This is a genomic window from Stappia sp. P2PMeth1 (assembly GCF_900185735.1).
Taxonomy (GTDB): domain Bacteria; phylum Pseudomonadota; class Alphaproteobacteria; order Rhizobiales; family Stappiaceae; genus Stappia.
Genome location: NZ_FYAW01000011.1, coordinates 100,915 through 125,471 on the forward strand (window position 1 = coordinate 100,915; position 24,557 = coordinate 125,471).

A 24,557-nucleotide genomic window follows, 5' to 3' on the forward strand; every position below is an offset into this window, starting at 1 on the left:
GATGCCACCGACCGGCCGCCGCAGCCCTGTCCCACGGGAGCCACAGGATGATCCGGCAGGAATGGACCGTCGGGCTGATGACCGGCACGGTGCTGGACGGCAATATCGACGTGGCGCTGCTGCGCAGCGACGGCGAGAGCATCGCCGAATTCGGCCCCTGGACGCTGGCGCCCTATCCGGACGGCCTCAGGCCCCTGCTGGTCGAGACCCTGGCACAGGCGGCCGACTGGGGGTTTTCCGGCGACGAGCCGGCGATCTTCGCCGAGGCCGAGGCCCGTGTCACCGAAGCCCAGAGCGAGGCGGTCGCCAGGTTTCTCGAGAAGGTCGGCCTGCCGCGGGCGGAGGTCGCCGCCATCGGCTTCCACGGCCAGACCGTGCTGCACCGCGCGCCGACGCCGGGCCGCAAGGGCCGCACCCGCCAGCTCGGCGACGGCGCCGCCATGGCCCGGCAACTCGGCATCACGGTCGTCAACGATTTCCGCAGCGCCGACATGGCCGCTGGCGGCCAGGGCGCGCCGCTGGCCGCGATCTACCACGCCGCCCTGCTGAAGCGCGCGGATGCCGGCCCCGAGACCGCGGTGCTCAATCTCGGCGGCGTCGCCAACATCACCTGGGTCGATGCGGACGGCGTGCCGCACGCCTTCGACACCGGCCCGGCCAACGCGCCGCTCAACGACTGGATCGGCCGCAAGGACCTCGGCGGCATGGATCGCGACGGACGGATCGCCGCCACCGGCAGGGTCGACGAGGCGCGGCTCGCCCGCCTGTTCGAACATCCCTATCTCGCCGCCCCCTATCCCAAGTCGCTCGACCGCAACGACTTCACCTCGGCCATGGCCGACGGCCTGTCGGACGCGGACGGCGCGGCGACGCTGACCGCCTTCACCGCCGGCGCGGTCGACAGGGCGCTCGCCCGCCTGCCGCAGCGCCCGCAGCGGCTGGTGCTGTGCGGCGGCGGCCGCCACAACCCGGTCATGCGCCGCGAGATCGCCGAGCGCGCACGTGTCGAGGTGCTGATGTCGGAGGATCTCGGCTGGCGCGGCGATGCCGTGGAGGCCGAGTGCTTCGCCCTGCTCGCCGCCCGCACCCTGCGGGCCCTGCCGATCAGCTTTCCGACCACCACCGGCGTCGCCCGTGCCCTCGGCGGCGGCGTCGTCCACGCAGCGCCGGCATACCTGCAGGCCGGTGCCCGATGACCCTGCGACCGCCACAGAGCCTGCGGCCGCGCCGCGCGGACGACCTGCTCCAGGATCCCTTCCGCGAGGAAGCGGCGGCCGAGCGTGTCGCCTCGCTGGTGCGGCTCAACCGGGCGCTGGCGAGCGCGCTGGAGCGGCTGGAGAGCGCCGCCCGCCGGTTCCGCGAAGCCGGGCGCGAAGCCCGCGACGAGGCGCGCCGGCACTGGCGCCGCCGCCATGCCGAGGCCGGCGAGGCACTGTGGAACGTGCTGATCCAGCGCGAGACGTGCGGCCTGCATCGCCACGAGGGGTACTTGCGCGAATTCGGCGTGCCCGGCTCTGTGCACCTGCTGATGGGGCCGGCGGCAACGGCAATGGATCCGCCCGATCCGCCGCCGCTCGCCGACCCCGCCCCCGCCGCTCCAGACCGGACATCGCACCCTGCATGACCCCGTTTCCGCCCTCCACAGCCACCCCTTCGTGGGACGAAGGCAACACCTTGCGAAATGTTCTCTCCGGCCGGACGACAAATGCGAGACAAGCCTTCCCACGGAGCAAGCCCCCGGTATATGGACAGGGCTTCCAAAATCCCCAGCGCCGGACCGCCGTGCCGACCATGAGCAGACTTCTTGCCCGAAGCCGGAAAGCGGCTGTCAACGCGGCGCTCGCCACCATGCTGCTGGCCTTCGTGCCGGCGCCGGAAGGGCCGCGCGGCCTGCCGTCGATGACGGGTCAGGCGCAGGCCGCAACCACCGTGCCGCCCGGCAACCGCTCCGCCGCGCAGCCGCGCATCCCCTTCGCCTCCGCCCGGCGCACCGCCGCCGGCGGATCGGGCTATGAGGCCAAGTTCGACCGGATCATCGGCGTGCTGCGCCGCGACACCCGGCTGATCCGCGACATCAAGCGCGTCGCCGATCTCTACGGCATCGATCCGGTGCACATGCTCGGCGCCATCGTCGGCGAGCACACCTATAATTACGACAGCCTGGACAGCGCCCAATCCTACTACGTCAAGGCGCTCAGCTATGCCGGGATCCGCATGGAATTCTCGCTCGGCGGCGAGCATGTGCAGGATTTCGTCGAACGGCCGCAGTTCGAGCGCTGCAATGCCGGGCGCAGGGACACCAACACGCTGTGGAACTGCTACCAGCGGGTCTGGAACGCCACCTTCCGCGGCAACCGCGTGGACGGCATCCGCTATCCGGACAAGACCTTCAACGAGGCGTTCTTCCAGCCGCTCTTCGCCGGCCAGAGCTTCGGGCTCGGGCAGCTCTCGCCGCTGACCGTGCTGATGATGAGCGACAAGGTGGCGAGCACCAGCGGCCTTGCCAAACTGTCGCCGCGCGACGAGCAGGAAATCTACCGCGCGGCGATGGATCCGGGCCGCTCGCTCCACTATATGGCGGCGATCCTGCGCGATGCCATCGACGCCTACAAGTCGGTCGCCAATGTCGACATCTCGAAGAACCCTGGCATCACGTCGACGCTCTACAATCTCGGCGACCCCTGGTCGCGCGCCGCGGAATACCGGCGCCGGCGCGCCGCCGGCACCCAGCCCTGGCCGGTCGAGAACTACTATGGCTGGCTGGTAAACGACAGGATCGAGGTCCTGCGCGGGCTTCTGTAGCCGCCGCCGAGCACCGGGCGCGGAGCCGCCTCACCTCAGATACGGATTGGTGCGCCGCTCGTGGCCGATGGTCGAGGCCGGACCGTGGCCGGGCAGGAAGGTCACGTCGTCGCCGAGCGGCAGCAGCTTGTCCCGGATCGAGGCGATCAGCGTCTCGTGATTGCCGCCCGGCAGGTCGGTGCGCCCGACGGAGCCGGCAAACAGCACGTCGCCGGAAATCGCAAAGCGCAGCTCCGGGTCGAAATAGACCAGATGGCCCGGCGCATGGCCCGGACAATGCAGCACCTGGAAGCTGCGGCCGGCCATGGTCAGGTCGTCGCCTTCCGACAGAAAGGTGTCCGGCTCGACCGAGCGGGCCTCGCCGACGCCGAACTCGCGCGCCTGCTGCTCGACCCGCTCCAGCAGCGGCCGGTCCGCCTCGTGCGGCCCCAGCACCGGCACCGCCAGCCGCTCGGCAAGGTCCGCCGCGCCGCCGACATGGTCGATATGGCCGTGGGTGAGCACGATCTTCTCCACCTTGACCCCGTGCTCGGCCAGCGCCCCGAGGATCCGCTCGACATCGCCGCCCGGGTCGATCACCGCCCCGGCCTTCGTCTCCCGGTCGAAGATCACCGAACAGTTCTGCTGGAAGGCCGTAACCGGGATGACGATGATCTGGATGGGTGGCTCCTGGCCCTGCGGTTCCGACATGACGGCTCCCGTGTTGGGGGTTACGCTGGCGCGGCACACTCGCCCTGACGGGGCCGCTGACACGCGCTCAGGTAACCCGTCGGCTGCCGATCTGGCAACCGCCGGCGACGGAAATGCCCGGCCCGCGCCGCCTGTCCTGTCATTTCCGGCAGGGCAAATGCCGCGCTGCAGCCTCTCTCCTTCGGAAAAAACCGTCACACACGCGGATTGCAAGGGTTTTCCTTGCCCGAAAGGCGCCTGAGACCGTATGATATTCACGCGGTTGGCAAGGCTGGAGCGGTGCGCGGGTGCCGAAAGCATGAGTTCGGGCGGTTCGGCAAGACACAAGTCATCCAAATTGGTCACGCTGCACGCTCGCGACGGTTTTCCCTTGGGGAAATCGGGCGCGGCGATGTGGCGGGCAGCCGCATGTGGACCCTGGCGTGGCAAGGACTGAGAAGGCAGCCCTGCGCCGGAAGATGGTGATCTGCGAGCCTGCTGCTGTGGCAGGCCGTTACAAGGTGATGTGAACATGGAAGACTGGCGTTCGGACAATCGTCGGCAGGGAAAGCGGCGCGGCGGTTCGAAGGACTATGGTGGGGACGGGGACGAGTTCGACGCTGGTTTCGACCATGGCAAACGCAACAAGCCCGAACGCGGCGGACGGCGTGACAGTTTCGGAGAAGCCGGTTGGACTGCCCCGGAGCCGGGCCTTGCGCCGGAAGAGCCTTATGCGCCGGCTGACCGGTTTGGCGGCGGCGGTGATCGCGGCCCGCGCGGCGGCGGCTTCGGCGGCCCCCGCGAAGGCGGCGATCGCGGTCCCCGGCGCGGCCCTCCGGCCGAGCGTGGCCCGCGCCAGACCGGTGTCGTGAAGTTCTTCAAGTCCGACAAGGGCTTCGGCTTCATCATGCCGGACAATGGCGATGCGGACGTCTTCGTGCACATCTCGGCGGTCGAGCGCTCCGGCCTCACCAGCCTGGACAGCGGCCAGCGCGTCTCCTTCGAGACCGAGCCGGACCGGCACGGCAAGGGTCCCAAGGCTGTCGAACTGAAGATCGAGGAAGGCGGCGGCGAGGAGGTCTGAGCGACCTTCCGACGTGCCGACCTTCGCAAGGAACTGCCGCGCGCTCGGGCCTGCGGCACCCATGCGAACCGACATGGCGGCGGCCAGCGATGGCCGCCGTCTTTCGTTTCGCCCGCCCCCGAAGCCTCGTCGCTCCGCCGGCTGCCTCCCGAGGGGCACCGGAACCGGCCGTGCCTGCAGCCGAGTTCGCGGCCGAGGTTCGCGCAACGGGAAGACTTGCAAGCCGCGCGGCAAGCAGCCATAGACCGGACATGATCGACATTCGCCCCTTCACACCTGCGGACACCGACGCCGCGCTCGCCGCCAACGAGGCGAGCCTGCCGGCCGTCAACAGCCTGACCCCGGACGAGTTGCGCGCCCTGGCAGCACAGAGCCGCCACACGCTGGTGGCCACTGGGCCCGACGGCCTCGTCGGCCTGATGGTCTGCCTCGACGAGACCGCCGACTATGACAGCCGCAACTTCGCCTGGCTGAAGCAGAACCTCGGACGGTTCTCCTATGTCGACCGGATCGCGCTGGCGCCTGCCGCGCGCGGCTCGGGCACCGGCGAGCGGCTCTATCGCGCGTTGCTCCAGCGACTGGCGGCCGATCCCGAGCGGGCCGGACTGCCGCTCGCCTGCGAGGTCAACACGCGGCCGGCCAATCCCGGCTCGCTGCGCTTCCACCAGCGGCTCGGCTTCGCCGAGATCGGCGCGAGCGATCATGGCGACAAGGCGGTCGTCTATCTGGCCCGGGCGGTGACGCTCGCGGAACAGGAAGGAGCTTCAGCGTGAACTATCGGCACGCCTTCCATGCGGGGAATATCGGCGATGTGCTCAAGCACGCGACGCTCGCCCGCATCCTCACCTATCTGAAGACCAAGGACGCACCGTTCCGGGTCATCGACACCCATGCCGGCCTCGGGCTCTACGACCTGACCAAGGGCGACGCCCAGCGCACCGGCGAATGGAAACAGGGCATCGCCCGGGTCCTGGAAACCCCGCAGCCGCCGAAGGTCGCGGACCTGCTCGCGCCCTGGCTCGATGTGGTGCGTGAGGTCAACGGCTGGTCGGAGGGGGGAAGCGGCAGGCTGACGCTCTATCCCGGCTCGCCGCTGCTCGCCCGCAAGCTGATGCGCGACCAGGACCGGCTGACGGCGACGGAACTGCATCCGCTCGATGCCGCCAAGCTTGCCGAGCTCTTTGACGGCGATCACCACACCAAGGTGATCGAGCTCGACGGCTGGCATGCGATCAAGAGCTTCGTGCCGCCGAAGGAGAAGCGCGGGCTGATCGTCGTCGATCCCGCCTTCGAGGAGCCGGACGAGTTCGAACGCCTCGCCTCCGGCCTCTACAAGGCCTGGCGGCGCTTCGGCACCGGTGTCTACATGGCCTGGTATCCGATCAAGGACCGCAAGCTGATCAAGCGCTTCTACGACGCGATGTCGGTCTCCGGCATCACCCGGATCTCGGTCGCCGAGCATCTCGCCGGACGTCCCGCGCCGGACAAGCCGATGGCCGGCAGCGGGCTGATCATGATCAACGCGCCGTGGGTGCTGAAGGGCGAGCTGGAAATCCTGCTGCCCTGGCTGACCGAAACCCTGCAACAGGGGCGCGGTGCCGAGTGGAAGGTCTTCGACCTGACCGGCGAATAGCCGGACATGGCGGCGGACGCGAGCGCGACGGGCGCTTGACCGGGGCTGCCCGCTGACGCATCGTCCACAAGCTCAGACGTGCCCCGAGGAGACCGCCGCATGACCGCCATCATCCGCCCGCTTCTGCGCAGCCTGTCTGGCGCCGCGCTGGCCGCCCTGCTGGCCCTGCCGGCAACCGCCGGCGAGCGGCCCTACTTTTCCTGGAACAGCGACCCGCGCGTGCCCGAATGCGAGGCGATGTCGGTGCAGGGCGCCGTCATGGGCCACATTGCCCGCGCCGATCCGGACTATGGCCGCGGCCTCAAGATCCGCGACATGCACCGGATCGTCGAGACCGGCTACAGGGTCAACCAGCCGAGCCCCTATGCCCGCCGCTATTGCGAGGCCCGGGCGCGGATGAGCGATGGCCACGAGCGGCGCGTCTACTACGCGATCATGGAGCATAGCGGCTTCGTCGGCGTCTCGTGGAACCTGCAGGCCTGCGTCGCCGGTCTCGATCCCTGGCGGGTCTATGACGCCCGCTGCCGGACAGTTCGTCCCAACTGAGCAGGCCCCGACACGGCGGGATAGGCGCGATGCGACAGCCCGGCCCTGCGCCGCTCCGACGGGCGCGTGTCCACCTCCGGGGCACGGCTTTCACGGTGCTGCTGCTGGCGCTTGCCTGCCTGCTGACGGGCGCGGGGCGGGTCGAGGCGCGAGACGCCGGCCGCTTCGACTACTATGTCCTCGCCCTGTCCTGGTCGCCCTCCTACTGCGCCCGCGCCGGTCGCTCCGCCGATCCGATGCAATGCCGGGCGGCGCGGCCCTTCCGCTTCGTGCTGCATGGGCTGTGGCCGCAATATGAGCGCGGCTACCCGGAGTTCTGCCGGCTGCCGCAGGGCAGCGACCTGTCGCGCGAGACCATCGAGCACATGCTCGACATCATGCCGAGCCGGGGGCTGGTCCGCCACCAGTGGCGCAAGCACGGCAGTTGCAGCGGGTTGGAGGCGGAGGCCTATTTCGATCTGTCCCGCCAGGCCTTCGCCAGGGTGAAGATCCCCGCCGCCTTCGCCACCACGGCGGCCGGCGGGCAGATGTCGCCCGATGCGGTGGAAACCGCCTTCCGCCTCGCCAATCCGGGCCTGCGCGACAATGCCATCGCCGTCACCTGCGAAGGAGGGCGGCTGAGCGAGGTGCGGGTCTGCCTGACGCGGGATCTCCAGTTCCGCTCCTGTCGCTGGGTCGACCGGCGCGGCTGCACCCAGAGGCAAATCAATGTCCCTCCCCCCGCTCGCTGACCGTTGCCACCCTCACCCAGGCCGGGCCGCGCGCGCGGCCGTCCTCGCCCTTGGCCTTGCCGCCGGGATGCCGCCCGCCGCCGCATTGGCCGAGGCCTTCGGCGACTGGCGGCTCGACTGCGCGACGCGCGAGGCCTGCCGCCTGTCCGTCGAGGGCCGCGAGGAGGTGACCGGCGAACCGCGCTTCACCCTGGCGCTCGCCGCCAGCGGCCAGGCTCTGGCGCTGGAATTCGCCTCCCGCGGGCCGCGCCCGGATGACGGCCGCGCCATGCAATGGGAGGTCGATGGCCAGTTGCTGCATGTGCTGCGCCCCGGCGAGTTCGCGCTGCATGGCGATGTCCGCCGCCTCTTCGTCACCGATGGCGCGGCCGGGCGCAAGCTCCTGGCGGCCATGCGCAAGGGTACGCGCCTGCGCATCTCCTATCTCGACGCGGTGGCCGAGGCGCATGACGCGGTGTTCTCGCTGGACGGGCTGACGGCAGGACTGCAGGCGCTGGCCGGCAAGGCGGAGCTTGCCGCATCGCCGCCGGTCGCAGCGCCGGCGCTCGCGGAAGTCGCCGCTCCCTCGCGCAGCGAAGCGGTTGCCGCTCTCGGCATTCCCTATGCGGTGCTGGAACGCCACGCCCGCACCAGCGACTGCGAGAGCACCGACAGCAGCGCCTTCCGCAACGTCGACATCCCCATCGCCGCACTCGGGCAGACGGCGGTGCTCTACGCCCTTCCCTGCACGGTGTCCGGCCGAACGGTGACCTATCGCCTCTACCTGCGCGACACCGGCGAGATCGGCGGCCTCGAAACCCTGTTCTTCGCCCTGCACGACCCGCGCTTCGGCTGGATCGGCACGGACCTGCTGGCCAATGTCGGCTTCGACGATGTGTCGAGAACCTTGCGGGCCGACTATGCCGGCCCGTCGGACCGGACCTGCGGCTATCGCGCCGCCTGGTCGTGGCAGGACCATGCCTTCCGCCTGGAAAGTTTCGAGGGACCCGGAGACTGCCGCGACGCTGGAAATCCGGGGCGCTGGCAGCGTCATCATCCCCGCTGAGGCCGACCACTCAACCGGACTACCGGCGCAGCATCTCGTCCAGCTTCTGCCTGACCTGCTGCGGCGAGGCGCGCAAGGGGTCCGCGACCATCGCCAGGGCCGGCGTCTTGTCCGAGATCACCTCGTTCACCGCCTGATGATAGCGGCTCAGCGGCATGTCGAGGATGTCCGGACGGTAGGGCGCAAGCGAGGGGCCGGACACCGCGTAGACCGCGGCCGACAGAAACAGCGCCTTGCAAAACGCTCCGAGCGGAGAGTGAAGCGACAGCCGCATGTCGGGCCCCTTGCGCGTGAGGGAGAAGGCGGAGAGGCCGCTTGCGGCCCCCGTGATCCCCAAGTGATCCCCACGCTAGAAACCGCCCTTTAACGAGACCTTACCGTGCTCCCGACAATTCGCCTCAACAACGTGCTGAAACCCTTGTTGTTTTTCAAGCCGTGGACAAACAACGCAAAACCGCGTTAACCAGAGAGATGCCATCCTGAAAAAAGCTGGCACTCCTTCCCCGTCCCCCGCAAGGCGCGCCCTGCGGCTTCAGTCCCACACCATCCGATCCGCGCCACAGCAACACCGGAGGTTTCCCGTGCTCGTGCTCCGCTCCTCCCCGCCCTCGCCCTTCGGCCGCAAGGTCAAGATCGCGGCCGCCGTCCTCGGCCTCAAGGACCGCATCACGGTCGAGATGACCGACACGCTCGATCCGCAGGATTCGATTCGCGGCCAGAACCCGCTCGGCAAGATCCCCGCCTTGGTGCGGGAGGATGGCAAGGTGCTGTTCGACAGCCGGGTGATCCTGGACTATCTCGACCACCTGGCCGGTGGCGGCCGCATCATCCCGACCGGCGAGGCCCGCTTCGACGTGCTGTGTCTTGCAGCTCTTGCCGACGGGCTGATGGATGCCGCCCTGCTGCAGGTCTACGAGGCGCGTTTCCGCCCCGAGGAACGCCGCCATGCCGACTGGCTCGCCTATCAGGGCGAGAAGGTGACCCGCGCACTCGCCGTTCTTGAGGCGAACCCGCCGGCGGCGCTTGCGGCCGGTGCCACGCCCGATGTCGGTCAGATCGGCGTCGCCTGCGCGCTCGGCTATCTCGACCTGCGCTTCGGCGGCGCCTGGCGGGCCGATCACCCGAAGCTGGTCGCCTGGCTCGACGCCTTCGAGGCGGCCGTGCCGGCCTTTGCCGAGACCCGCATCGCCGCGTGAGGCCTCCCCTCACGCCAATACGGGATATCCGAGCGCGGCCGCCTGCCGGTCGCGCTCGGCGATGACCGCATAGTCCTGGACATCGAAAGCGACGAAGCCCCGCAGCGACAGCGCCGTGCGCAGGTCGCTGGTTGCCGCCTCGATCGCCGCCACCACCGCCCGTCGCAGGACCGGAACCCACGCGTGATTCGCCCGTGCCGTGATCAGCGGCAGGCCCGGCGTCGGCGGCGTCTCCAGCAGCACCCGCACCTTGCGCGCCGCCGGCTCATGCGCCTGCGCCAGACGGAAGCTCACGGCATCGAGCGTGGCGGCGTCGGCCTGCCCGCCGGCCACCGCCTGCAGGGCGGCGCGGTGGGAGCCGGTCTCGATCACGCCGGAGAAGAACGCCCGCCCCTTGGCAAGCGGTGCCAGAAGATGGCGCAGCGCGCCCTCTCCCGATTGCGAGCCCGAATGATTGTAGGCGAGCCGCGCGCCCTTCAGATCGGCGAGCGTTGCCGCCGCGCTGCCCTGCGGCACGACCACCACCGAGCGGTAGTGGCCGGGCGGACAGCCGTCGAGGCCATAGTCGGGTGAGCCCAGCACGCAAACCGCCTCCGCCAGATGGCGCACCAGCGGCAGCCCGCAGGTCTGGCCGATCAACAGGGCGGGATCGCGCCAGGCCGGTAGGAGCTCGCGCCCGCGCTCCAGCCGCGCCGGGGCGGCGAGGCCGTGATCGCAAAGCGCCTCGCGCAGGAGGGACCAGAAGCGGTCGGTCTCGCTCCGCACCTCCGGCCAGTCATACATCGGCAGGAAAGCGAAGCCTGCGGGTTTGACGGAGGGAGAGGACACGCGGTGCCTGTCTGCTGGGAACAGTCGGAGAGGTGACGACGGGACCTTAGGAAGCAAACCGGAGAGAGGCAACCCGCCCGCAACACTGTAAAACGGCGCGGGATCCTGCAGAAACGACAACGGGGAGCCGATGTGGCTCCCCGTCGTGCAGTCCGTGCCGCAAGCGGCTCAGAACTTGTAGCTGACGCCGAACCGGACCTGATTGTTGTCCAGACGGGTCCTGTAGGTCTGGCCGCCGAGCCCGAACTTCGTGGTACCGTAGTCCTGGTACTGGTATTCCAGGCGCGCCGTGATGTTCTCGGTGACGGCACCTTCGACACCGGCACCCAGCGTCCAGCCGATACGCGCCACGCTCTTGGAGGCGCCGTTTGCCCGGACATCCACATCGGCAATGGCAAGACCACCGGTACCGAAGACCAGGAAGCGGTCGAAGGCCCAACCGGCGCGCGCGCGCACCGTGCTGTTCCAGTCGCTGCTGGTCTTGTAGTTGACGCCGGCAACCGTGCGCGACTTGTCGATGGCGCTGAGGCTGAAGTCAGCTTCGGCACCGACCAGGAAGTTCGGCGAAACCATGTAGTTGTAGCCGGCGTGCACACCGCCGGTCACACCGTTGTCGCGGGTGTTGAAACGACCGGTCACCGCATTGGTGGTGCGGAAATCGGACCAGTTCCATCCGAGATGCCCACCGAAGTAGAACCCCGACCAATCGAACCGTCCGGCCGGAGCCGGGTCCGCATAGGTGTAGCTCTGAACGGGCTGCGGAAGGTCGGCCGCGAATGCCGGGCCACTCGCCGCAAGGGCGGCGGCCGCAGCAAAACCGGCAGCAGCTAGACGCTTCATGTGAATACTCCAGTTACGCGTTGATCAATCAGACATGCAGGCGCGCACGCAGCACATGTCCGGCCCCCCAACGAACAAGTTATGGAGGCGAAATGTGGCGATGCCCGTAACGAAATGAGGAGATCCCGTGGCAGCGGTCGATTTTTTGGCGACGTGGTAACCAATTGGTTACCTTGGGGGATCGATAGATTTCACCAGGGGAGCGGACATGACGGACGGTCTCCGCCGACCACGCGGTGCCCCCGTATCAGACCCGAAACGTCCGCCGGAAGCAACCGTTTGCTGGCGGGTGGCTATCCCCGGACGCAGGGCAGCATCCCGCATGCCGGGCTTTTCATCTGCAGCCGAATACATATATAGGGCAGGCTTCAGGCAGGCAGCAGGTTGGCAGTCGAGCCGGGCTCCGCAAGGCGCCGCACTGCCCTACCGACCAAGCACGCTCGCACGTCAGTTCACCTCTCAACCGGGTGTCACAGCTTCATGCTCATCGACTATGTCAGCCTCGTCGGGGGTCTCGTCGTTCTGATCGTCGCCGGCGACGTTCTGGTTCGGGGGTCGGTGAGCGTTGCGGAACGGTTGGGCATTCCCACCCTGGTGATCGGACTGACCATCGTCGCCTTCGGCACCAGCGCGCCGGAACTCGTCATCTCGCTCAGCGCCGCCCTGGACGGTCTGTCCGGCATTGCCATCGGCAATGTCGTCGGTTCGAACGTTGCCAATGTGCTGGCCGTTCTCGGCCTGCCGGCGCTGTTCGCCGCGACCTCCTGCGACGAGAATGGCGCGGTGCGCAACTCGGTCTTCATGGTCGCGGTCAGCGCCATCTTCATCGGCATGTGCTTCTACAGCCCGATCTCGCGGATCGACGGCGGGATCCTGTTGCTGCTGCTGGCTCTTTTCCTCTGGGAGTCCGTCCGCGCCACCCGCAAGCACCGGGCCCAGAATGTCGGCGCCGCAGCGGTTGCCGATGCCGACGGCGACCTGCCCTTCGACGAGGTGGAAGGTGTCCCCGACAATATCGGCCTCGCGGTTCTCTTCATCCTTCTCGGCCTGATCGGCCTGCCGCTCGGCGCCCATTTCACCATCGAGGGGGCCTCGTCGCTGGCCCGGAGTTGGGGCGTGTCCGACGCGGTGATCGGCCTCACCGTCGTCGCGCTCGGCACATCGCTGCCGGAGCTGATGACCTCGCTGATGGCCGCGGTTCGCGGCCACGCGGCGGTGGCGCTCGGCAATGTGATTGGCTCGAACGTCTTCAATCTGGTCGCGATCATCGGCATCACCTCCATCGTCGTGCCGCTGCAGGTGCCGGAGGAAGTGCTGCGCTTCGACCTGTGGGTGATGTTTGCCTGCGCCCTTCTCGTGCTGGCCTTCGCCGCGTTCAGGATCACGATCCGCTGGCCCGCCGGCCTGCTCCTCAGCGCCCTTTATGTCCTCTATATTTTCATCGTGTTCCAGACGGGCAAGATCGCCTGATCGGACCTTGCCGAAATCGCGTAAGCTGCGCTGACGTTCGTTCCGTTCGATATCCAGCGAGTCGCCATGCCCGTCTCCCAGAGCCCCGCAGAGACACCCCCAGAGACACCCTCAGAGCTCCCCTCAGAGACACCGGCAGATCCCGCGCAGCCCGTCGCCCTGGTAACGGGCGCGGCCTTGCGAATCGGTCGGGCCATCGCCGAGGACCTTTCGGCCAACGGCTTCCGCCTGGCGATCCATGCCCACCGCTCGCTGTCGGAGGCAGAAGCGCTGGCGAGGAACATCGCCGAACGCGGCGGCAGCGCCTGCATCGTCTCCGGCGACCTGACCCGGCCGGAAACGCCGCAGCAGATCATGGCGGCCGCCCGCGCACAGCTTGGCCCCGTCCGCCTGCTGGTCAACAGCGCCTCGATCTTCGAGAAGGACGAGATCGGCGGCCTGGAGATAGACCGCTATGAAAAGCACATGGCGATCCACACCCGCGCGCCGATCTTCCTGACCCAGGAGATGGCCAACGCCCTGCCGGACGGCATGACCGGCCTCGTCGTCAACATCATCGACCAGCGGGTCTGGAAGCTGACGCCGCAGTTCTTCTCCTACACCCTGTCCAAGGCGGCGCTGTGGACAGCGACGCAGACGCTGGCGCAAGGGCTCGCCCCGCGCATCCGCGTCAACGGCATCGGCCCCGGTCCGACGCTCGCCAACACCCGCCAGCAGCCGTCCGATTTCGCCCGCCAGGCCGAGGCCGTGCTGCTGCGACGCGGCCCCGGCCTCGACGAGTTCGGCCGAACGATCCGCTATCTCTGGGACACGCCCTCGATCACCGGCCAGATGATCGCGCTCGACGGCGGTCAACATCTTGCCTGGGAAACCCCGGACGTCGTAGGCATGGAGGAATGACCGGACGCAAGAACGACACCCCGCCCGAGGACGACGACCTGCCAGAGGCGTTCGACCTCGACGATACCGAGGACGGTGACGGCGCGGGCGAAGGCACTGGGGAAGGCACTGGGGAAGACACTGGCGCGACCGCCGGCGGGCGCGCGCCCCTGCCCGTGTTCGAGGCGGAACCCTCCCCGCTCGGACCCGAGGCGCGCGGCGTCGACGTCATCTCGCATGCCGTGCGACGGCTGCCGCTGGGACCGGGCGTCTACCGGATGCTCGACGAGGAGGGCACGGTCCTCTATGTCGGCAAGGCGCGCTCGCTGAAGAAGCGGGTGACCAGCTACACCCGCCTGCAGGGCCAGTCCAACCGCATCCTGCGGATGATCATGGCGACCGCCTCGATGGAATTCGTGACGACGCGCACGGAAACCGAGGCGCTGCTGCTCGAGGCCAACCTGATCAAGCGCCTGCGGCCACGCTTCAACGTGCTGCTGCGCGACGACAAGTCCTTCCCCTATATCCTCGTCACCGGCGACCACGAGGCCCCTGCCCTCGTCAAGCATCGTGGCGCCCGCCGCCGCAAGGGCAGCTATTTCGGCCCCTTCGCCTCGGCCGGCGCGGTCAACCGGACGATCAACGCGCTGCAGAAGGCGTTCCTGATCCGCAACTGCTCCGACAGCTATTACGCCAATCGCAGCCGCCCCTGCCTGCTCTACCAGATCAAGCGCTGCGCCGGCCCCTGCACCGGCGAGATCGAGCCGGAGGATTATGCGGGCCTGGTCGCGGAAGCGAAGTCCTTCCTGTCCGGCCGCAGCCAGATGGTGAAGAAGGATCTCGCCCGGCAGATGGAAGCGGCGGCGGAAACGCTCGATTTCGAGCGCGCGGCCGTCTATCGCGACCGCCTTTCCGCCCTCTCGCACATCCAGTCGCACCAGGGTATCAACCCGCAGAACGTGGAGGAGGCGGACGTCTTCGCCATCCACGAGGACGGCGGGCAATACTGTATTCAGGTGTTCTTCTTCCGCACCGGCCAGAACTGGGGCAACCATGCCCTGTTCCCGCGCGCCGACCGCTCGCTCGGCGTTGCCGAGGTGCTGGAGAGCTTCCTCGCCCAGTTCTACGACGACAAGCCGGTGCCGCGGCTGGTGCTGCTGTCGCACGAGATCGAGGAACGCGCGCTGCTGGCCGCCGCCCTGTCGGAGAGCGCCGGCCACAAGATCGAGGTGGCCGTGCCGCAGCGCGGCGAGAAACGGGAACTGGTCGAGCACGCGCTGAAGAACGCCCGCGAGGCGCTTGGCCGCCGGCTGGCCGAGACCAGCAGCCATGCCCGCCTGCTCAAGGGCGTCGGCGAGGCCTTCGGCCTCACCGCAACGCCGCGCCGCATCGAGGTCTATGACAACTCCCATATCATGGGCACCAACGCCGTCGGCGGCATGATCGTCGCCGGCCCGGAAGGCTTCGCCAAGGGCCAGTACCGCAAGTTCAACATCCGCTCGCAGGATCTCGTTCCGGGCGACGACTACGGCATGATGCGCGAGGTGCTGACGCGGCGCTTCTCGCGGCTGCTCAAGGAGCATGCCGACGAGCGCAAGGCGGCAACGCCCGCTCCCGAGGCGGCGGCGACGGACGACGAGACGGTCGAGGACACCAGCGCGCTGCCGGCCTGGCCGGACCTCGTCTTCATCGACGGCGGCCTGGGACAGCTCAACGCGGCACGCGAGACGCTGAGCGCGCTCGGCATCGAGGACGTGCCGCTGGTCGGCATCGCCAAGGGGCCGGACCGGGATGCGGGGCGGGAGAAGTTCTTCATTCCCGGCAAGCCGTCCTTCATGCTGCCGGAGCGCGATCCGGTGCTCTATTTCGTCCAGCGCCTGCGCGACGAGGCGCATCGCTTCGCCATCGGCACGCACCGGGCGCGGCGCAAGAAGGACATTACCCGCAACCCGCTCGACGAGATCGCCGGCATCGGCCCTGCCCGCAAGCGCGCCCTGCTGCGCCACTTCGGCACCGCCAAGGCCGTCTCCAAGGCCGGGATCGACGATCTGATGGCGGTGGATGGCGTGTCGGAATCGGTCGCGCGCGCGATCTACGACCACTTCCACGAATAGCGCCCGCGCCGCCCAAATCTGTGCAAAACCGCTCCTGCCGGTCTGGCAGGTGGCGGCGAGCCGCCATGATGCGAAAAGCCCAGCGGGCGATTCCCTGTCACCACCAGCCTTGTTCGGACCCATGGCGAAGCTCTATTTCAGCTACTCCTCGATGAATGCCGGCAAGTCGACGATCCTGCTGCAGGCGGCCTACAACTATCGCGAACGCGGCATGGCCGCCCTGTTGCTGACGGCGGCGCTCGACGACCGGGCGGGGCGCGGACGCATCGCCTCGCGCATCGGGCTTGCGGCCGAGGCGGATCTGTTCGAGGCGACCACCGACCTTGCCGCCCATATCCGCACCCGCCGCAGCGAGGGACCGCTCGACTGCGTCTTCGTCGACGAGGCGCAGTTCCTGACCGAGGCGCAGGTGTGGCAGCTCGCCTCCGTCGCCGACGACATGGGCATCCCGGTGATCTGCTACGGCCTTCGCACCGACTTCCAGGGGCGCCTGTTCCCCGGCAGCGCCGCCCTGCTGGCGCTGGCCGACACCCTGCGCGAGGTCAAGACGATCTGCTGGTGCGGCCGCAAGGCCACCATGGTCGCGCGGCTGGATGGCTCGGGCCGGATCGTCGAACAGGGCGAGCAGGTGGTCATCGGCGGCGAGGACCGCTATGTCTCCCTGTGCCGGCGGCACTGGTCGCGGCGGCAACTGTCGCATGAAGGCGGCCACGGCGCCGCGACGAACGAGGGGGCGGACGGCGCCTGACGGCGGCACAGGACACGGCCATGACACCGCATGCGCGGCACGGTGAGGGAAGGACGGACAATGGTTTTCGGGAAACTCTTCGGCGGACTTTTCGGCGGTGGCGACAAGGCCCCGGCGGCCTCGCGCCACCAGACGCAGGAATACAAGGGCCACCTCATCACCCCGGCGCCGACCGCGCGTGACGGCCAGTGGCAGGTCGCGGGCTCGATCTGCCGCACCTTCGAGGACGGCGAGACCAAGACTCACGACTTCATCCGCGCCGATCTGATGCCGAGCGAGGAACAGGCGGCGGAGTTCGCCGCGCGCAAGGCCCGCCAGATCATCGACGAGCAGGGCGACCGCCTGTTTGGCTGAACGCGTCTCGCCGGGCCGCAGCGCCTATCGGCCCTGCGAGCGGAAGTCTTCCAGCCGCTGGATCTGCCGGCCGTTCAGGTCGAAATTCTCCGGCGAAAGCCAGGCCTCGAACGCGGCGCGCAGGCGCGGCCATTCGCTGTCGAGGATCGAGAACCAGGCGGTGTCGCGGTTGCGGCCCTTGTAGATCATCGCCTGGCGGAACGTGCCCTCGTAGGAGAAGCCGAGACGCCCGGCGGCGCGCCGCGACGGCGCGTTGAGCGCGTCGCATTTCCACTCGTAGCGGCGATAGCCGAGCTCGTCGAACACCCGCCGCATCATCAGATACATCGCCTCGGTGGACTGCACGCTGCCCTGCATCAAGGGCGAGAAGTTGATGTGCCCGACCTCGATGACGCCGTTGGCCGGGTCGATCCGCAGATAGCTGGCGACCCCCAGTTCGCGGCCGGTCGCCGCGTCCACCACCACATGGAACAGCGGGTCCTCTCCGGAATAGGTCGCCTCGGCAAAGCGCTGGAACTCGTCCTCGGTCTCGCTGGGGCGGTAGCCGAGATAGGTCCAGTTGCGCCCCTCCCGATCCTCCCGATAGGCCTGAAAAAGACCGGGCGCATGGCGCGGCTCAAAAGGCTCAAGACGGCAGGCCCTGCCTCCCATCGCCGCGCGCGGCGGCCTTGGACGCGCCGTCCAGCCCGCAACCTCCGGCCCGATCGCCTGCCCGAATTCGTTCCGCCGCTCGATCATTCCAACGCCCCGCCACCTGTCTGGACCGCACCCAGATATACCGCGCCCGCACACCCGTGCGAGCACCGCCCGCACGCAGTTTCACGGCACCGGTGAGAGGCTTGCAAGGCCCTGCGGCACCGAGGGCCGATTGACGCGATGGGGTCCGCATGCTTCAAGGACCAGAGCAATCCCTGCCACTCATGCAGTGCGAGACCCTGAAGCGACATGTCTCAATCCCATGTCTGGAGCCTTCCCAACATCCTGACCTACGGCCGCATCCTTGCGGTGCCCGCGGTCATGATCTGCTTCTATTTTCCCGGCCATGGCCCGCGCTGGATCGCCCTCGGCATCTTCATCGTCGCCGCGATCACGGATTTCTTCGACGGCTACCTGGCCCGCGCCTGGCAGCAGCAGTCGCGCCTCGGCCAGATGCTCGACCCCATCGCCGACAAGCTGCTGGTCGCCGTGTGCCTGCTGCTGCTGGCCGGTCGGGGCGACATCGCCGGCTGGTCGATGATCGCTGCCGCGATCATCCTGTGCCGGGAGATCCTGGTGTCGGGCCTGCGCGAATTTCTGGCGGAACTGCGGGTCAGCGTGCCGGTGACCAGGCTCGCCAAGTGGAAGACGACGGTCCAGCTTGTCGCCATGGCCTTCCTGTTGGCCGGCCCGGCCGGCGAGGCCGTGCTTCCCGGCACCCAGTTGCTCGGGCTGATCGCCCTGTGGATCGCCGCCCTGCTGACGCTATATACGGGCTACGACTATTTCCGGGCCGGCATCGGCCATCTGGTGCGGGACTGAACCGCAAGCCGGCGCGAGGACGGAGCACGCCATGCAACTGCGCTATTTCGCCTGGGTCCGCGAGCGCATCGGTCTCGATGCCGAAACCGTGGACCTGCCGGGCGGCATCGCCACCGTCGCCGATCTGCTCGACTGGCTCGCCTCCCGCGACGAGGGCTATGCCAGCGCCTTTGCCGAGCGGGAGATCATCCGCGTCGCCCTCGACCAGGAGCATGCCGAGCACGACGCGCCGCTTGCCGGCGTGCGCGAGGCGGCTTTCTTCCCGCCGATGACCGGCGGCTGAGGCAGCCATGACCGGCACACCGAAGCCGCTCCAGGCCCCCCCGCCGCCGGTGGACGTCCGCATCCAGAGCGGCGATTTCGACGTCGCCGCCGAGATCGAACGGCTGCGGCGGGCCCATCCGAACATCGGCGCCGTCGTCACCTTCACCGGCCTGTGCCGCGACGAGGGCGGGCGCCTCGCCGCGCTGGAACTCGAGCACTATCCCGGCATGGCCGAGGCGGAGATCACCCGCATCGCCCGTGAGGCCTGCGCCCGCTGGCCGCTCGACGGGCTGACGGCGATCCACCGCCACGGCCGCATCGAGCCCGGCGGCAACATCGTGCTCGTCGTCGCCGCCTCCCGCCATCGCCGCGCCGCCTTCGAGGCGGCCGAATTCCTGATGGACTATCTCAAGACCCGTGCCCCCTTCTGGAAGAAGGAGCACCTGAAGGACGGCAGCAGCGGCACCTGGGTCGATGCCCGCGACAGCGACACGCGCGACGCCGACCGCTGGAAGGCTTGACCTGCCGCCGATAAGGGAGGATGTCTTGCCTATTCGTGGCAGACATGCCCCCCTCCCCAACAGGCGCGCCCCGCATTGATCCGGGGCCTGCGACCGGACCGCTCATGACCTCCACAGCAACGCCCGTCGCGACGCTCGACGGCCCGCGCCATGGCCTCGGCTTCAAGGAATTCGTCGCCATCGTCGCGGCACTGATGGCGCTGAATGCCCTCGCCATCGACGTGATGCTGCCCGCGCTCGGCGACATCGGCCGGGCCTTTGCCATCACCGATCCCAACGAACGCCAGAAGATCGTCATCGTCTACCTGATCGGCTTCGGCTCGGCGCAACTGGTCTGCGGCCCGCTGTCCGACCGCTTCGGCCGCCGTCCCGTCCTGCTCGGCGGACTGGCGCTCTATGCCGCCGCCGGCCTGTTCAGCGTCGTCGCCGCCTCGATGGACCAGATGCTGCTCGCCCGCCTGCTGCAGGGCATCGGCTGCGCCGCGCCGCGCGTGGTGGCGGTGTCGGCGGTGCGCGACTGCTATTCCGGCGCGCGCATGGGCAGGGTCATGTCGCTCGTCATGATGGTGTTCATGAGCGTGCCGATCATCGCCCCGTCGATCGGCCAGGTGATCCTCCTTGTCGCGCCCTGGCGGGCGATCTTCCTGATGCTGACTTTCGGCGGCTTCGCCATGCTCGGCTGGTGCGCGCTGCGGCTGCGCGAGACGCTTCCCGTGGAGGAGCGCCGGCCGTTGTCGGTCTCCACCGTTCTCGGCGCCTACCGCGCCACGCTCGCCACCCGGGTGACCTTCGGCTACATGCTGGCGACGACGCTGATTTTCGGGGCCCTGTTCTCCTTCATCGCCTCGGCGCAGCAGGTCTATGTCGACCTGTTCGGCCTCGGCCCGGCCTTTCCGCTTGTCTTCGCCCTGATGGGTCTGGCGCTCGCCGCCGCGTCCTTCCTCAGCGCCTCCCTGGTCGAGCGCATCGGCCTGCGGCCGCTCTCGCACTGGGCCCTGGTCGCCTATGCCCTGCTCAACATCGTTCAGGTGATCGCCGCGCTGACCCTCGGCTCCAACGTCTTCGTCTTCACCTCTCTGCTGGTGCTCGGCATCTTCTCCTTCGGACTGATCGGCCCGAGCTTCAACGCCATTGCCATGGAGCCGCTCGGCCACATCGCCGGCGCCGCCTCGGCCATGGTCGGCTTCGTCACCACCAGCGGCGGCGCCGCGCTCGGCTACCTCGTCTCCAGCCGCTTCGACGGCTCGGTGCTGCCGTTGACCCTCGGCTTCGCCTGCTTCGCGCTGTCGGGCCTTGCCGTCGTCGCCTGGACCGAACGCGGACGGATGTTCGCCGTCTAGCCCCCCTTCAAAGGCAAAAGGGCGGCCCGCCGGCCGCCCTTCGCAGTGTCGCTCGCTGAGGAGTACCTGACGGTCTCAGCCGGCGGCTGCGACCTTCACCGCCGCCTTCGGCTGCACCTCGAGATGATAGTCTTCCATCAGGGTCTTGGTGATCGGATGGACCGTGAACGTATACGGCCCGACCTCGGACACCGGGGTCACTTCCGCCGCCGTGCCGGTGAGGAAGCAGGCCTCGAAGCCCGCCATCTCCTCCGGCAGGATCGCCCGCTCGATCACCTCGAAGCCGCGCCGCTTAGCCAGGTCGATGACCGTGCGGCGGGTGATGCCGTCGAGGAAGCAGTCCGGCTTGGGCGTGTGGATCTTGCCGTCCTTCACGAAGAAGACATTGGCGCCGGTCGCCTCGGCCACCTGGCCGCGCCAGTCCAGCATCAGGGCGTCGGCATAGCCTTTGCGCTCCGCCTCGTGCTTGGAGATCGTGCAGATCATGTAGAGGCCGGCCGCCTTGGAGCGCGAGGGCGCGGTCATCGGGTCCGGACGGCGATAGGCCGCCATGTCGAGACGAATGCCCTTCAGCCGCTCTTCCGGCTTGAAATAGCTCGGCCATTCCCAGGCGGCGATCGCCAGGTGGATGGTGTTGGACTGGGCCGACACGCCCATCATCTCGCTGCCGCGCCAGGCCACCGGGCGGACATAGGCATCGACCAGATTGCCCTTTGCCAGCAGTTCGCGCGTCGCCTGGTTGATGGTCTCGGCGCTGTAGGGGATCTCGAAGCCGAGGATCCGGGCCGACTCGTGCAGGCGCTCGGTGTGCTCGCCCAGCTTGAACACCTCGCCGCCATAGGCGCGCTCGCCCTCGAAAACGCTGCTGGCATAGTGCAGGCCGTGGCTCAGTACGTGGAGCTTGGCTTCGGCCCAGGGCACGAACACGCCATCATACCAGATGTGGCCTTCGCGTTGGTCAAAGGGCAACTGCGCCATATGAACTACTCCCGAAACAGGCAACGGGCTCGGTCCCGTTTGCGTTTGCGTTGTGTTTGAATGAGATGCCGGTTCGCCGGCACCGTCACGACTGCAATATGCTTCCGCCTCGCGGCTTTGCGCGGCCCGCCAACTGTTTGTATGGTGACGGGCCCCTCGGCGCCTGACCACGCGCGACACCGGAGTCGCACGCCTGGCCCGGAAAGCCACGGTCTGCAACGCCGATGGACAACATCTACCATGCTTGAACGGCGATGACGTACGATCGTTTCGCAGCAGACTGGATACGTGTAACAATCAGTCGGAAATAAGTCAATATGGCTGACGTAAATTTCTCGCAGGACTCGGACGAGGGGCAGCCGGCCCCTGCGATGGCGATCCCGATCGACCTCATCGAGCTGCTGTTCTTCGCCTATCGCGACTTCACGGCAGACCCGGACGCGGCGCTGGCCGAATTCGGGTTCGGCCGGGCCCATCACCGCGTGCTGCATTTCGTCAACCGCAATCCGGGCCTGCGGGTCACCGACCTGCTGGCGATCCTCAAGATCACCAAGCAGAGCCTTGCCCGGGTGCTGAAACAGTTGGTCGAGGAAGGCTATATCCTGCAGGAGCCGGGACCGCAGGACCGGCGCGAGCGCCTGCTCTTCGCCACGGCCAAGGGCGAGGACCTGGCTGCACGCCTCACCGACCTGCAGGCCCGCCGCATCCGCCGCGCGCTCGCCGCAATGCCGCCGGAGAGCCACGATATTGCCCGGCAGTTCCTGTATCATATGATCGATCCGGATCAGCGCGGCGACGTCGCCCGGCTGATCGACAGCCAGATCCCAACGAGGGTGAGCCCGTGACGCTGGACAGCACCGAGACCCAGGCAGACGGCACGCCGCCGGTGGCGGGCGTGCAGGACGACGCGCCGCACCTGCTCCTGGTCGACGACGACACCCGCATCCGCACCCTGCTCAAGCGCTTCCTTGCCGAGCACGGCTTCCGCATCACCGTCGCCGCCTCCGCCGCCGAGGCGCGGCGGCGGATGAACGGGCTGGCCTTCGACCTCCTCGTGGTCGACGTGATGATGCCGGGCGAAAGCGGATTGGAGCTGGCCGCCGACCTGCATGCCCGCTCCGACGTGCCGATCCTGATGCTGACCGCCCGTTCCGATGCCGCCGACCGGATCGCCGGGCTGGAGGCGGGCGCCGACGACTATTTGGTGAAGCCGTTCGAGCCGCGCGAACTGTTGCTGCGCATCCGCGCGATCCTGCGCCGCCGCTCCGCCACCGATGTCGCCGTGCCGACCGACATCCGCTTCGGCCCCTATGTCTTCGATCCGACCCGTCGCGAGTTGCGGCGCGGCGACGAGATCATCCGCCTGACCGACCGGGAGAAGGAGATCCTCGTCCTCTTCACCGAAAAGCCCAACGAGACCGTCCCACGCACCGAGATCGTCGGCGACGACAGCGGCCTTGGCGAGCGCACGGTCGACGTGCAGATCAACCGGTTGCGCCGCAAGATCGAGACGGATCCCGGCAACCCGCTCTATCTGCAGACCGTGCGCGGCATCGGCTACCGGCTCGTATGCGATTGAAACAGGCGTTTCGCGGCGCCCTCGCCCGCCTCCCGAAGCTTCCCGTTCCCGGCGTGCTGCGCCGGGCCGGCGCGCTTGTGGCAACGCCGTATCAGGCGCTGGCGCGCGCGCTCTACCGGCGCATGCCGAAGGGGCTGTTCACCCGCACCCTGCTGATCATCGTCATCCCGCTGGTGGTGATGCAGGCGGTGCTCGCCTTCGTGTTCCTGGAACGGCACTACAACCTCGTCACCCAGCGCCTGTCGGACGCGGTCGTCCGCGACATCTCGCTGATCGTGCGCCTGACGGAGAGCAGCGCCGGCGAGGAAGAGTTCCAGCGCCTCGCCCAGATGGCGCGGAGCGACCTTGGCCTTGCCATCACCCTGCTGCCGCCGGAGCCGCTGCCGCCGCCCCGCCCCAAGCCCTTCTTCGACATCGTCGACCGCTACCTGTCGCAGCAGGTCGCCGCGCGGATCGGCAAACCCTTCTGGATCGACACGGTCGGCCGCTCCAGCTTCGTGGAACTGCGCATCAAGCTGGAGAACGGCGTGCTGCGCGTGATCGCCCGCCGCAGCCAGACTTATGCCTCCAACTCGCATTTCTTCATCGTCTGGATGGTCTCCACCTCGCTCGTCCTCGTTGTCATCGCGCTGCTGTTCCTGCGCAACCAGACCCGCCCGGTCGAGCGCCTCGCCACCGCCGCGGAAAGCTTCGGCAAGGGGCGCCCGATCGAGGATTTCCGCCCCAGCGGCGCACGCGAGGTGCGCCGCGCCGCCCAGGCCTTCATCGAGATGCGGCGGCGCATCGAGCGCCAGATCGAGCAGCGCACCACGATGCTCGCCGGTGTCAGCCACGACCTGCGCACGGTGCTGACGCGCTTTCGCCTGCAGCTCGCGCTGTTCCCCGCCAGCGAGGAAGTGCGCGCCCTGCAGCGTGATGTCGACGAGATGAAGACGATGCTGGAGGACTATCTCGCCTTCGCCCGCGGCGAGGGCGACGAACAGGCGCAGCCCACCGATATCGGCCTGATGTTCGAGGAACTGGAGGCGGAGGCGGAGATCCTCGGCGCGGCGGTGACCTCGCATCTGCAAGGTCCGCCCGAGGTGACGCTGCGGCCCAACGCCTTCAAGCGGGCGCTCACCAACCTTGTGACCAATGCCGCAAGGCACGGCGACAGGCTGAACATCGACGGCCGCAACGCCGATGGCTGGCTGACGATCACCATCGAGGACGACGGCCCCGGCGTGCCGGTCGAGGAACGGGAGAACGTCTTCCGTCCGTTCTACCAGCTCGACCACGCACGCAACCGCGACAGCGGCGGCAGCGGCCTTGGCCTCGCCATCGCCCGCGACATCGTCCGCGCCCATGGCGGCGACATCGTGCTGGGCGAAAGCGAGACGCTGGGCGGCCTGCGGGCAAGGGTCCGGATCCCGGTTTAG

General features: G+C 68.5%; 28 protein-coding genes. 22 read left to right on the top strand and 6 right to left on the bottom strand.

Features of this window, described 5'->3' with window-relative positions:
• Positions 1 to 47: 47 nt before the first annotated feature.
• From P2PM1_RS06355 to P2PM1_RS06365, 3 genes are all read left to right on the top strand, one after another.
• Positions 48 to 1,196: an anhydro-N-acetylmuramic acid kinase gene (locus tag P2PM1_RS06355; protein WP_371636447.1), complete on the top strand. Its 1,149-nt coding sequence runs from the start codon at positions 48 to 50 to the stop codon at positions 1,194 to 1,196.
• A complete protein-coding gene (locus P2PM1_RS06360) occupies positions 1,193 to 1,624 on the top strand; it encodes a hypothetical protein (RefSeq protein WP_186394470.1) in 432 nt (143 codons plus the stop codon). The genes P2PM1_RS06355 and P2PM1_RS06360 overlap by 4 nt, the downstream gene beginning before the upstream one ends.
• Positions 1,625 to 1,791: 167 nt before the next feature.
• Positions 1,792 to 2,802, top strand: coding sequence for a DUF1402 family protein (locus P2PM1_RS06365; protein ID WP_208985201.1), 1,011 nt, complete (start codon positions 1,792 to 1,794; stop codon positions 2,800 to 2,802).
• Between the two features lie 30 nt (positions 2,803 to 2,832).
• On the opposite strand, the gene P2PM1_RS06370 is transcribed toward P2PM1_RS06365, so the two are convergent.
• The gene (locus P2PM1_RS06370; protein WP_305849836.1) at positions 2,833 to 3,492 is read right to left on the bottom strand and encodes an MBL fold metallo-hydrolase; all 660 of its coding nucleotides are present in this window, start codon (positions 3,490 to 3,492) and stop codon (positions 2,833 to 2,835) included.
• Between the two features lie 511 nt (positions 3,493 to 4,003).
• Between P2PM1_RS06370 and P2PM1_RS25735 the strand changes: the two genes are divergently transcribed.
• The 6 genes from P2PM1_RS25735 to P2PM1_RS06400 all read left to right on the top strand — a co-directional run bounded on the left by P2PM1_RS25735 (position 4,004) and on the right by P2PM1_RS06400 (position 8,510).
• Positions 4,004 to 4,555: a cold-shock protein gene (locus tag P2PM1_RS25735; RefSeq protein ID WP_208984383.1), complete on the top strand. Its 552-nt coding sequence runs from the start codon at positions 4,004 to 4,006 to the stop codon at positions 4,553 to 4,555.
• 251 nt (positions 4,556 to 4,806) lie between these two features.
• Positions 4,807 to 5,328, top strand: a complete 522-nt coding sequence (locus tag P2PM1_RS06380) for a GNAT family N-acetyltransferase (RefSeq protein ID WP_186387252.1) — start codon at positions 4,807 to 4,809, stop codon at positions 5,326 to 5,328.
• A complete protein-coding gene (locus tag P2PM1_RS06385; protein ID WP_186398541.1) occupies positions 5,325 to 6,188 on the top strand; it encodes a 23S rRNA (adenine(2030)-N(6))-methyltransferase RlmJ in 864 nt (287 codons plus the stop codon). Before P2PM1_RS06380 ends, P2PM1_RS06385 begins: the two co-directional genes overlap by 4 nt.
• Positions 6,189 to 6,287: 99 nt before the next feature.
• Positions 6,288 to 6,734, top strand: a complete 447-nt coding sequence (locus P2PM1_RS06390; RefSeq protein ID WP_208984385.1) for a hypothetical protein — start codon at positions 6,288 to 6,290, stop codon at positions 6,732 to 6,734.
• A gap of 29 nt (positions 6,735 to 6,763) precedes the next feature.
• Positions 6,764 to 7,465: a ribonuclease T2 gene (locus P2PM1_RS06395; RefSeq protein ID WP_186398542.1), complete on the top strand. Its 702-nt coding sequence runs from the start codon at positions 6,764 to 6,766 to the stop codon at positions 7,463 to 7,465.
• Positions 7,443 to 8,510, top strand: a complete 1,068-nt coding sequence (locus tag P2PM1_RS06400) for a DUF1176 domain-containing protein (RefSeq protein ID WP_186398543.1) — start codon at positions 7,443 to 7,445, stop codon at positions 8,508 to 8,510. The genes P2PM1_RS06395 and P2PM1_RS06400 overlap by 23 nt, the downstream gene beginning before the upstream one ends.
• Positions 8,511 to 8,529: 19 nt before the next feature.
• Here P2PM1_RS06400 and P2PM1_RS06405 read toward each other — a convergent pair whose 3' ends face one another.
• Positions 8,530 to 8,784 (bottom strand): hypothetical protein, encoded by a 255-nt coding sequence (locus P2PM1_RS06405; RefSeq protein ID WP_186398544.1) that lies wholly within the window; start codon positions 8,782 to 8,784, stop codon positions 8,530 to 8,532.
• A 307-nt stretch (positions 8,785 to 9,091) separates the two neighbouring features.
• Between P2PM1_RS06405 and P2PM1_RS06410 the strand changes: the two genes are divergently transcribed.
• The gene (locus P2PM1_RS06410; RefSeq protein WP_186387247.1) at positions 9,092 to 9,706 is read left to right on the top strand and encodes a glutathione S-transferase family protein; all 615 of its coding nucleotides are present in this window, start codon (positions 9,092 to 9,094) and stop codon (positions 9,704 to 9,706) included.
• Between the two features lie 9 nt (positions 9,707 to 9,715).
• On the opposite strand, the gene P2PM1_RS06415 is transcribed toward P2PM1_RS06410, so the two are convergent.
• Positions 9,716 to 10,534: a phosphate/phosphite/phosphonate ABC transporter substrate-binding protein gene (locus tag P2PM1_RS06415; protein WP_186398545.1), complete on the bottom strand. Its 819-nt coding sequence runs from the start codon at positions 10,532 to 10,534 to the stop codon at positions 9,716 to 9,718.
• Positions 10,535 to 10,702: 168 nt separating this feature from the next.
• On the bottom strand, positions 10,703 to 11,374 hold the full coding sequence (locus P2PM1_RS06420; protein ID WP_186387245.1) for an outer membrane protein: 672 nt from the start codon (positions 11,372 to 11,374) through the stop codon (positions 10,703 to 10,705).
• A 480-nt stretch (positions 11,375 to 11,854) separates the two neighbouring features.
• Here P2PM1_RS06420 and P2PM1_RS06425 point away from each other — a divergent pair, with 480 nt between their 5' ends.
• From P2PM1_RS06425 to P2PM1_RS06445, 5 genes are all read left to right on the top strand, one after another.
• Positions 11,855 to 12,844, top strand: a complete 990-nt coding sequence (locus P2PM1_RS06425) for a calcium/sodium antiporter (RefSeq protein WP_186398546.1) — start codon at positions 11,855 to 11,857, stop codon at positions 12,842 to 12,844.
• 66 nt (positions 12,845 to 12,910) lie between these two features.
• A complete protein-coding gene (locus P2PM1_RS06430; RefSeq protein WP_186398547.1) occupies positions 12,911 to 13,744 on the top strand; it encodes an SDR family oxidoreductase in 834 nt (277 codons plus the stop codon).
• Complete coding sequence (gene uvrC, locus P2PM1_RS06435) at positions 13,741 to 15,837, top strand: excinuclease ABC subunit UvrC (protein WP_208985202.1); 2,097 nt, start codon at positions 13,741 to 13,743, stop codon at positions 15,835 to 15,837. Before P2PM1_RS06430 ends, uvrC begins: the two co-directional genes overlap by 4 nt.
• Before the next feature lie 121 nt (positions 15,838 to 15,958).
• A complete protein-coding gene (locus P2PM1_RS06440) occupies positions 15,959 to 16,585 on the top strand; it encodes a thymidine kinase (protein ID WP_186398548.1) in 627 nt (208 codons plus the stop codon).
• Positions 16,586 to 16,645: 60 nt separating this feature from the next.
• Entirely contained in the window at positions 16,646 to 16,939 is a 294-nt protein-coding gene (locus P2PM1_RS06445; RefSeq protein WP_186387241.1) for an HlyU family transcriptional regulator, read from the top strand.
• A gap of 24 nt (positions 16,940 to 16,963) precedes the next feature.
• Here the strand turns inward: P2PM1_RS06445 and P2PM1_RS06450 are convergent, their stop codons facing one another.
• Complete coding sequence (locus P2PM1_RS06450) at positions 16,964 to 17,677, bottom strand: GNAT family N-acetyltransferase (RefSeq protein ID WP_186394477.1); 714 nt, start codon at positions 17,675 to 17,677, stop codon at positions 16,964 to 16,966.
• A gap of 207 nt (positions 17,678 to 17,884) precedes the next feature.
• Between P2PM1_RS06450 and pgsA the strand changes: the two genes are divergently transcribed.
• From pgsA to P2PM1_RS06470, 4 genes are all read left to right on the top strand, one after another.
• A complete protein-coding gene (pgsA, locus tag P2PM1_RS06455; RefSeq protein ID WP_186387239.1) occupies positions 17,885 to 18,457 on the top strand; it encodes a CDP-diacylglycerol--glycerol-3-phosphate 3-phosphatidyltransferase in 573 nt (190 codons plus the stop codon).
• A gap of 31 nt (positions 18,458 to 18,488) precedes the next feature.
• Positions 18,489 to 18,740: a molybdopterin converting factor subunit 1 gene (gene moaD / locus P2PM1_RS06460; RefSeq protein ID WP_186398549.1), complete on the top strand. Its 252-nt coding sequence runs from the start codon at positions 18,489 to 18,491 to the stop codon at positions 18,738 to 18,740.
• A 7-nt stretch (positions 18,741 to 18,747) separates the two neighbouring features.
• The gene (locus P2PM1_RS06465) at positions 18,748 to 19,242 is read left to right on the top strand and encodes a molybdenum cofactor biosynthesis protein MoaE (protein WP_186398550.1); all 495 of its coding nucleotides are present in this window, start codon (positions 18,748 to 18,750) and stop codon (positions 19,240 to 19,242) included.
• 104 nt (positions 19,243 to 19,346) lie between these two features.
• Positions 19,347 to 20,582 (top strand): multidrug effflux MFS transporter, encoded by a 1,236-nt coding sequence (locus P2PM1_RS06470; protein ID WP_186387236.1) that lies wholly within the window; start codon positions 19,347 to 19,349, stop codon positions 20,580 to 20,582.
• A 75-nt stretch (positions 20,583 to 20,657) separates the two neighbouring features.
• On the opposite strand, the gene P2PM1_RS06475 is transcribed toward P2PM1_RS06470, so the two are convergent.
• Positions 20,658 to 21,560 carry a branched-chain amino acid aminotransferase gene (locus P2PM1_RS06475; RefSeq protein ID WP_186387235.1) on the bottom strand — a complete coding sequence of 301 codons (903 nt, stop codon included), beginning with the start codon at positions 21,558 to 21,560 and terminating at the stop codon, positions 20,658 to 20,660.
• A gap of 317 nt (positions 21,561 to 21,877) precedes the next feature.
• On the opposite strand from P2PM1_RS06475, the gene P2PM1_RS06480 reads away from it, so the two are divergent.
• Genes P2PM1_RS06480 through P2PM1_RS06490 form a run of 3 tightly spaced genes read left to right on the top strand, consistent with a single transcriptional unit; the run spans position 21,878 to position 24,557 of the window.
• Entirely contained in the window at positions 21,878 to 22,405 is a 528-nt protein-coding gene (locus tag P2PM1_RS06480) for a MarR family transcriptional regulator (RefSeq protein ID WP_186398551.1), read from the top strand.
• Positions 22,402 to 23,139 (top strand): response regulator, encoded by a 738-nt coding sequence (locus P2PM1_RS06485; RefSeq protein ID WP_244293020.1) that lies wholly within the window; start codon positions 22,402 to 22,404, stop codon positions 23,137 to 23,139. The genes P2PM1_RS06480 and P2PM1_RS06485 overlap by 4 nt, the downstream gene beginning before the upstream one ends.
• Entirely contained in the window at positions 23,130 to 24,557 is a 1,428-nt protein-coding gene (locus P2PM1_RS06490; RefSeq protein WP_186398552.1) for an ATP-binding protein, read from the top strand. The genes P2PM1_RS06485 and P2PM1_RS06490 overlap by 10 nt, the downstream gene beginning before the upstream one ends.

What these genes read in the sequence shown, in the direction of transcription:
- moaD (WP_186398549.1), top strand. Translation starts at nt 18,489, where the DNA reads ATGCAACTGCGCTATTTCGCCTGGGTCCGCGAGCGCATCGGTCTCGAT.
- P2PM1_RS06425 (WP_186398546.1), top strand. Translation starts at nt 11,855, where the DNA reads ATGCTCATCGACTATGTCAGCCTCGTCGGGGGTCTCGTCGTTCTGATC.
- P2PM1_RS06390 (WP_208984385.1), top strand. Translation starts at nt 6,288, where the DNA reads ATGACCGCCATCATCCGCCCGCTTCTGCGCAGCCTGTCTGGCGCCGCG.
- P2PM1_RS06445 (WP_186387241.1), top strand. Translation starts at nt 16,646, where the DNA reads ATGGTTTTCGGGAAACTCTTCGGCGGACTTTTCGGCGGTGGCGACAAG.
- P2PM1_RS06360 (WP_186394470.1), top strand. Translation starts at nt 1,193, where the DNA reads ATGACCCTGCGACCGCCACAGAGCCTGCGGCCGCGCCGCGCGGACGAC.
- P2PM1_RS06400 (WP_186398543.1), top strand. Translation starts at nt 7,443, where the DNA reads ATGTCCCTCCCCCCGCTCGCTGACCGTTGCCACCCTCACCCAGGCCGG.
- P2PM1_RS06420 (WP_186387245.1), bottom strand. Translation starts at nt 11,374, where the DNA reads ATGAAGCGTCTAGCTGCTGCCGGTTTTGCTGCGGCCGCCGCCCTTGCG.
- P2PM1_RS06490 (WP_186398552.1), top strand. Translation starts at nt 23,130, where the DNA reads ATGCGATTGAAACAGGCGTTTCGCGGCGCCCTCGCCCGCCTCCCGAAG.
- P2PM1_RS06440 (WP_186398548.1), top strand. Translation starts at nt 15,959, where the DNA reads ATGGCGAAGCTCTATTTCAGCTACTCCTCGATGAATGCCGGCAAGTCG.
- P2PM1_RS06450 (WP_186394477.1), bottom strand. Translation starts at nt 17,677, where the DNA reads ATGATCGAGCGGCGGAACGAATTCGGGCAGGCGATCGGGCCGGAGGTT.
- pgsA (WP_186387239.1), top strand. Translation starts at nt 17,885, where the DNA reads ATGTCTCAATCCCATGTCTGGAGCCTTCCCAACATCCTGACCTACGGC.
- P2PM1_RS06355 (WP_371636447.1), top strand. Translation starts at nt 48, where the DNA reads ATGATCCGGCAGGAATGGACCGTCGGGCTGATGACCGGCACGGTGCTG.
- P2PM1_RS06365 (WP_208985201.1), top strand. Translation starts at nt 1,792, where the DNA reads ATGAGCAGACTTCTTGCCCGAAGCCGGAAAGCGGCTGTCAACGCGGCG.
- P2PM1_RS06370 (WP_305849836.1), bottom strand. Translation starts at nt 3,492, where the DNA reads ATGTCGGAACCGCAGGGCCAGGAGCCACCCATCCAGATCATCGTCATC.
- P2PM1_RS06395 (WP_186398542.1), top strand. Translation starts at nt 6,764, where the DNA reads ATGCGACAGCCCGGCCCTGCGCCGCTCCGACGGGCGCGTGTCCACCTC.
- P2PM1_RS06475 (WP_186387235.1), bottom strand. Translation starts at nt 21,560, where the DNA reads ATGGCGCAGTTGCCCTTTGACCAACGCGAAGGCCACATCTGGTATGAT.
- P2PM1_RS06465 (WP_186398550.1), top strand. Translation starts at nt 18,748, where the DNA reads ATGACCGGCACACCGAAGCCGCTCCAGGCCCCCCCGCCGCCGGTGGAC.
- P2PM1_RS25735 (WP_208984383.1), top strand. Translation starts at nt 4,004, where the DNA reads ATGGAAGACTGGCGTTCGGACAATCGTCGGCAGGGAAAGCGGCGCGGC.
- P2PM1_RS06405 (WP_186398544.1), bottom strand. Translation starts at nt 8,784, where the DNA reads ATGCGGCTGTCGCTTCACTCTCCGCTCGGAGCGTTTTGCAAGGCGCTG.
- P2PM1_RS06480 (WP_186398551.1), top strand. Translation starts at nt 21,878, where the DNA reads ATGGCTGACGTAAATTTCTCGCAGGACTCGGACGAGGGGCAGCCGGCC.
- P2PM1_RS06380 (WP_186387252.1), top strand. Translation starts at nt 4,807, where the DNA reads ATGATCGACATTCGCCCCTTCACACCTGCGGACACCGACGCCGCGCTC.
- uvrC (WP_208985202.1), top strand. Translation starts at nt 13,741, where the DNA reads ATGACCGGACGCAAGAACGACACCCCGCCCGAGGACGACGACCTGCCA.
- P2PM1_RS06470 (WP_186387236.1), top strand. Translation starts at nt 19,347, where the DNA reads ATGACCTCCACAGCAACGCCCGTCGCGACGCTCGACGGCCCGCGCCAT.
- P2PM1_RS06430 (WP_186398547.1), top strand. Translation starts at nt 12,911, where the DNA reads ATGCCCGTCTCCCAGAGCCCCGCAGAGACACCCCCAGAGACACCCTCA.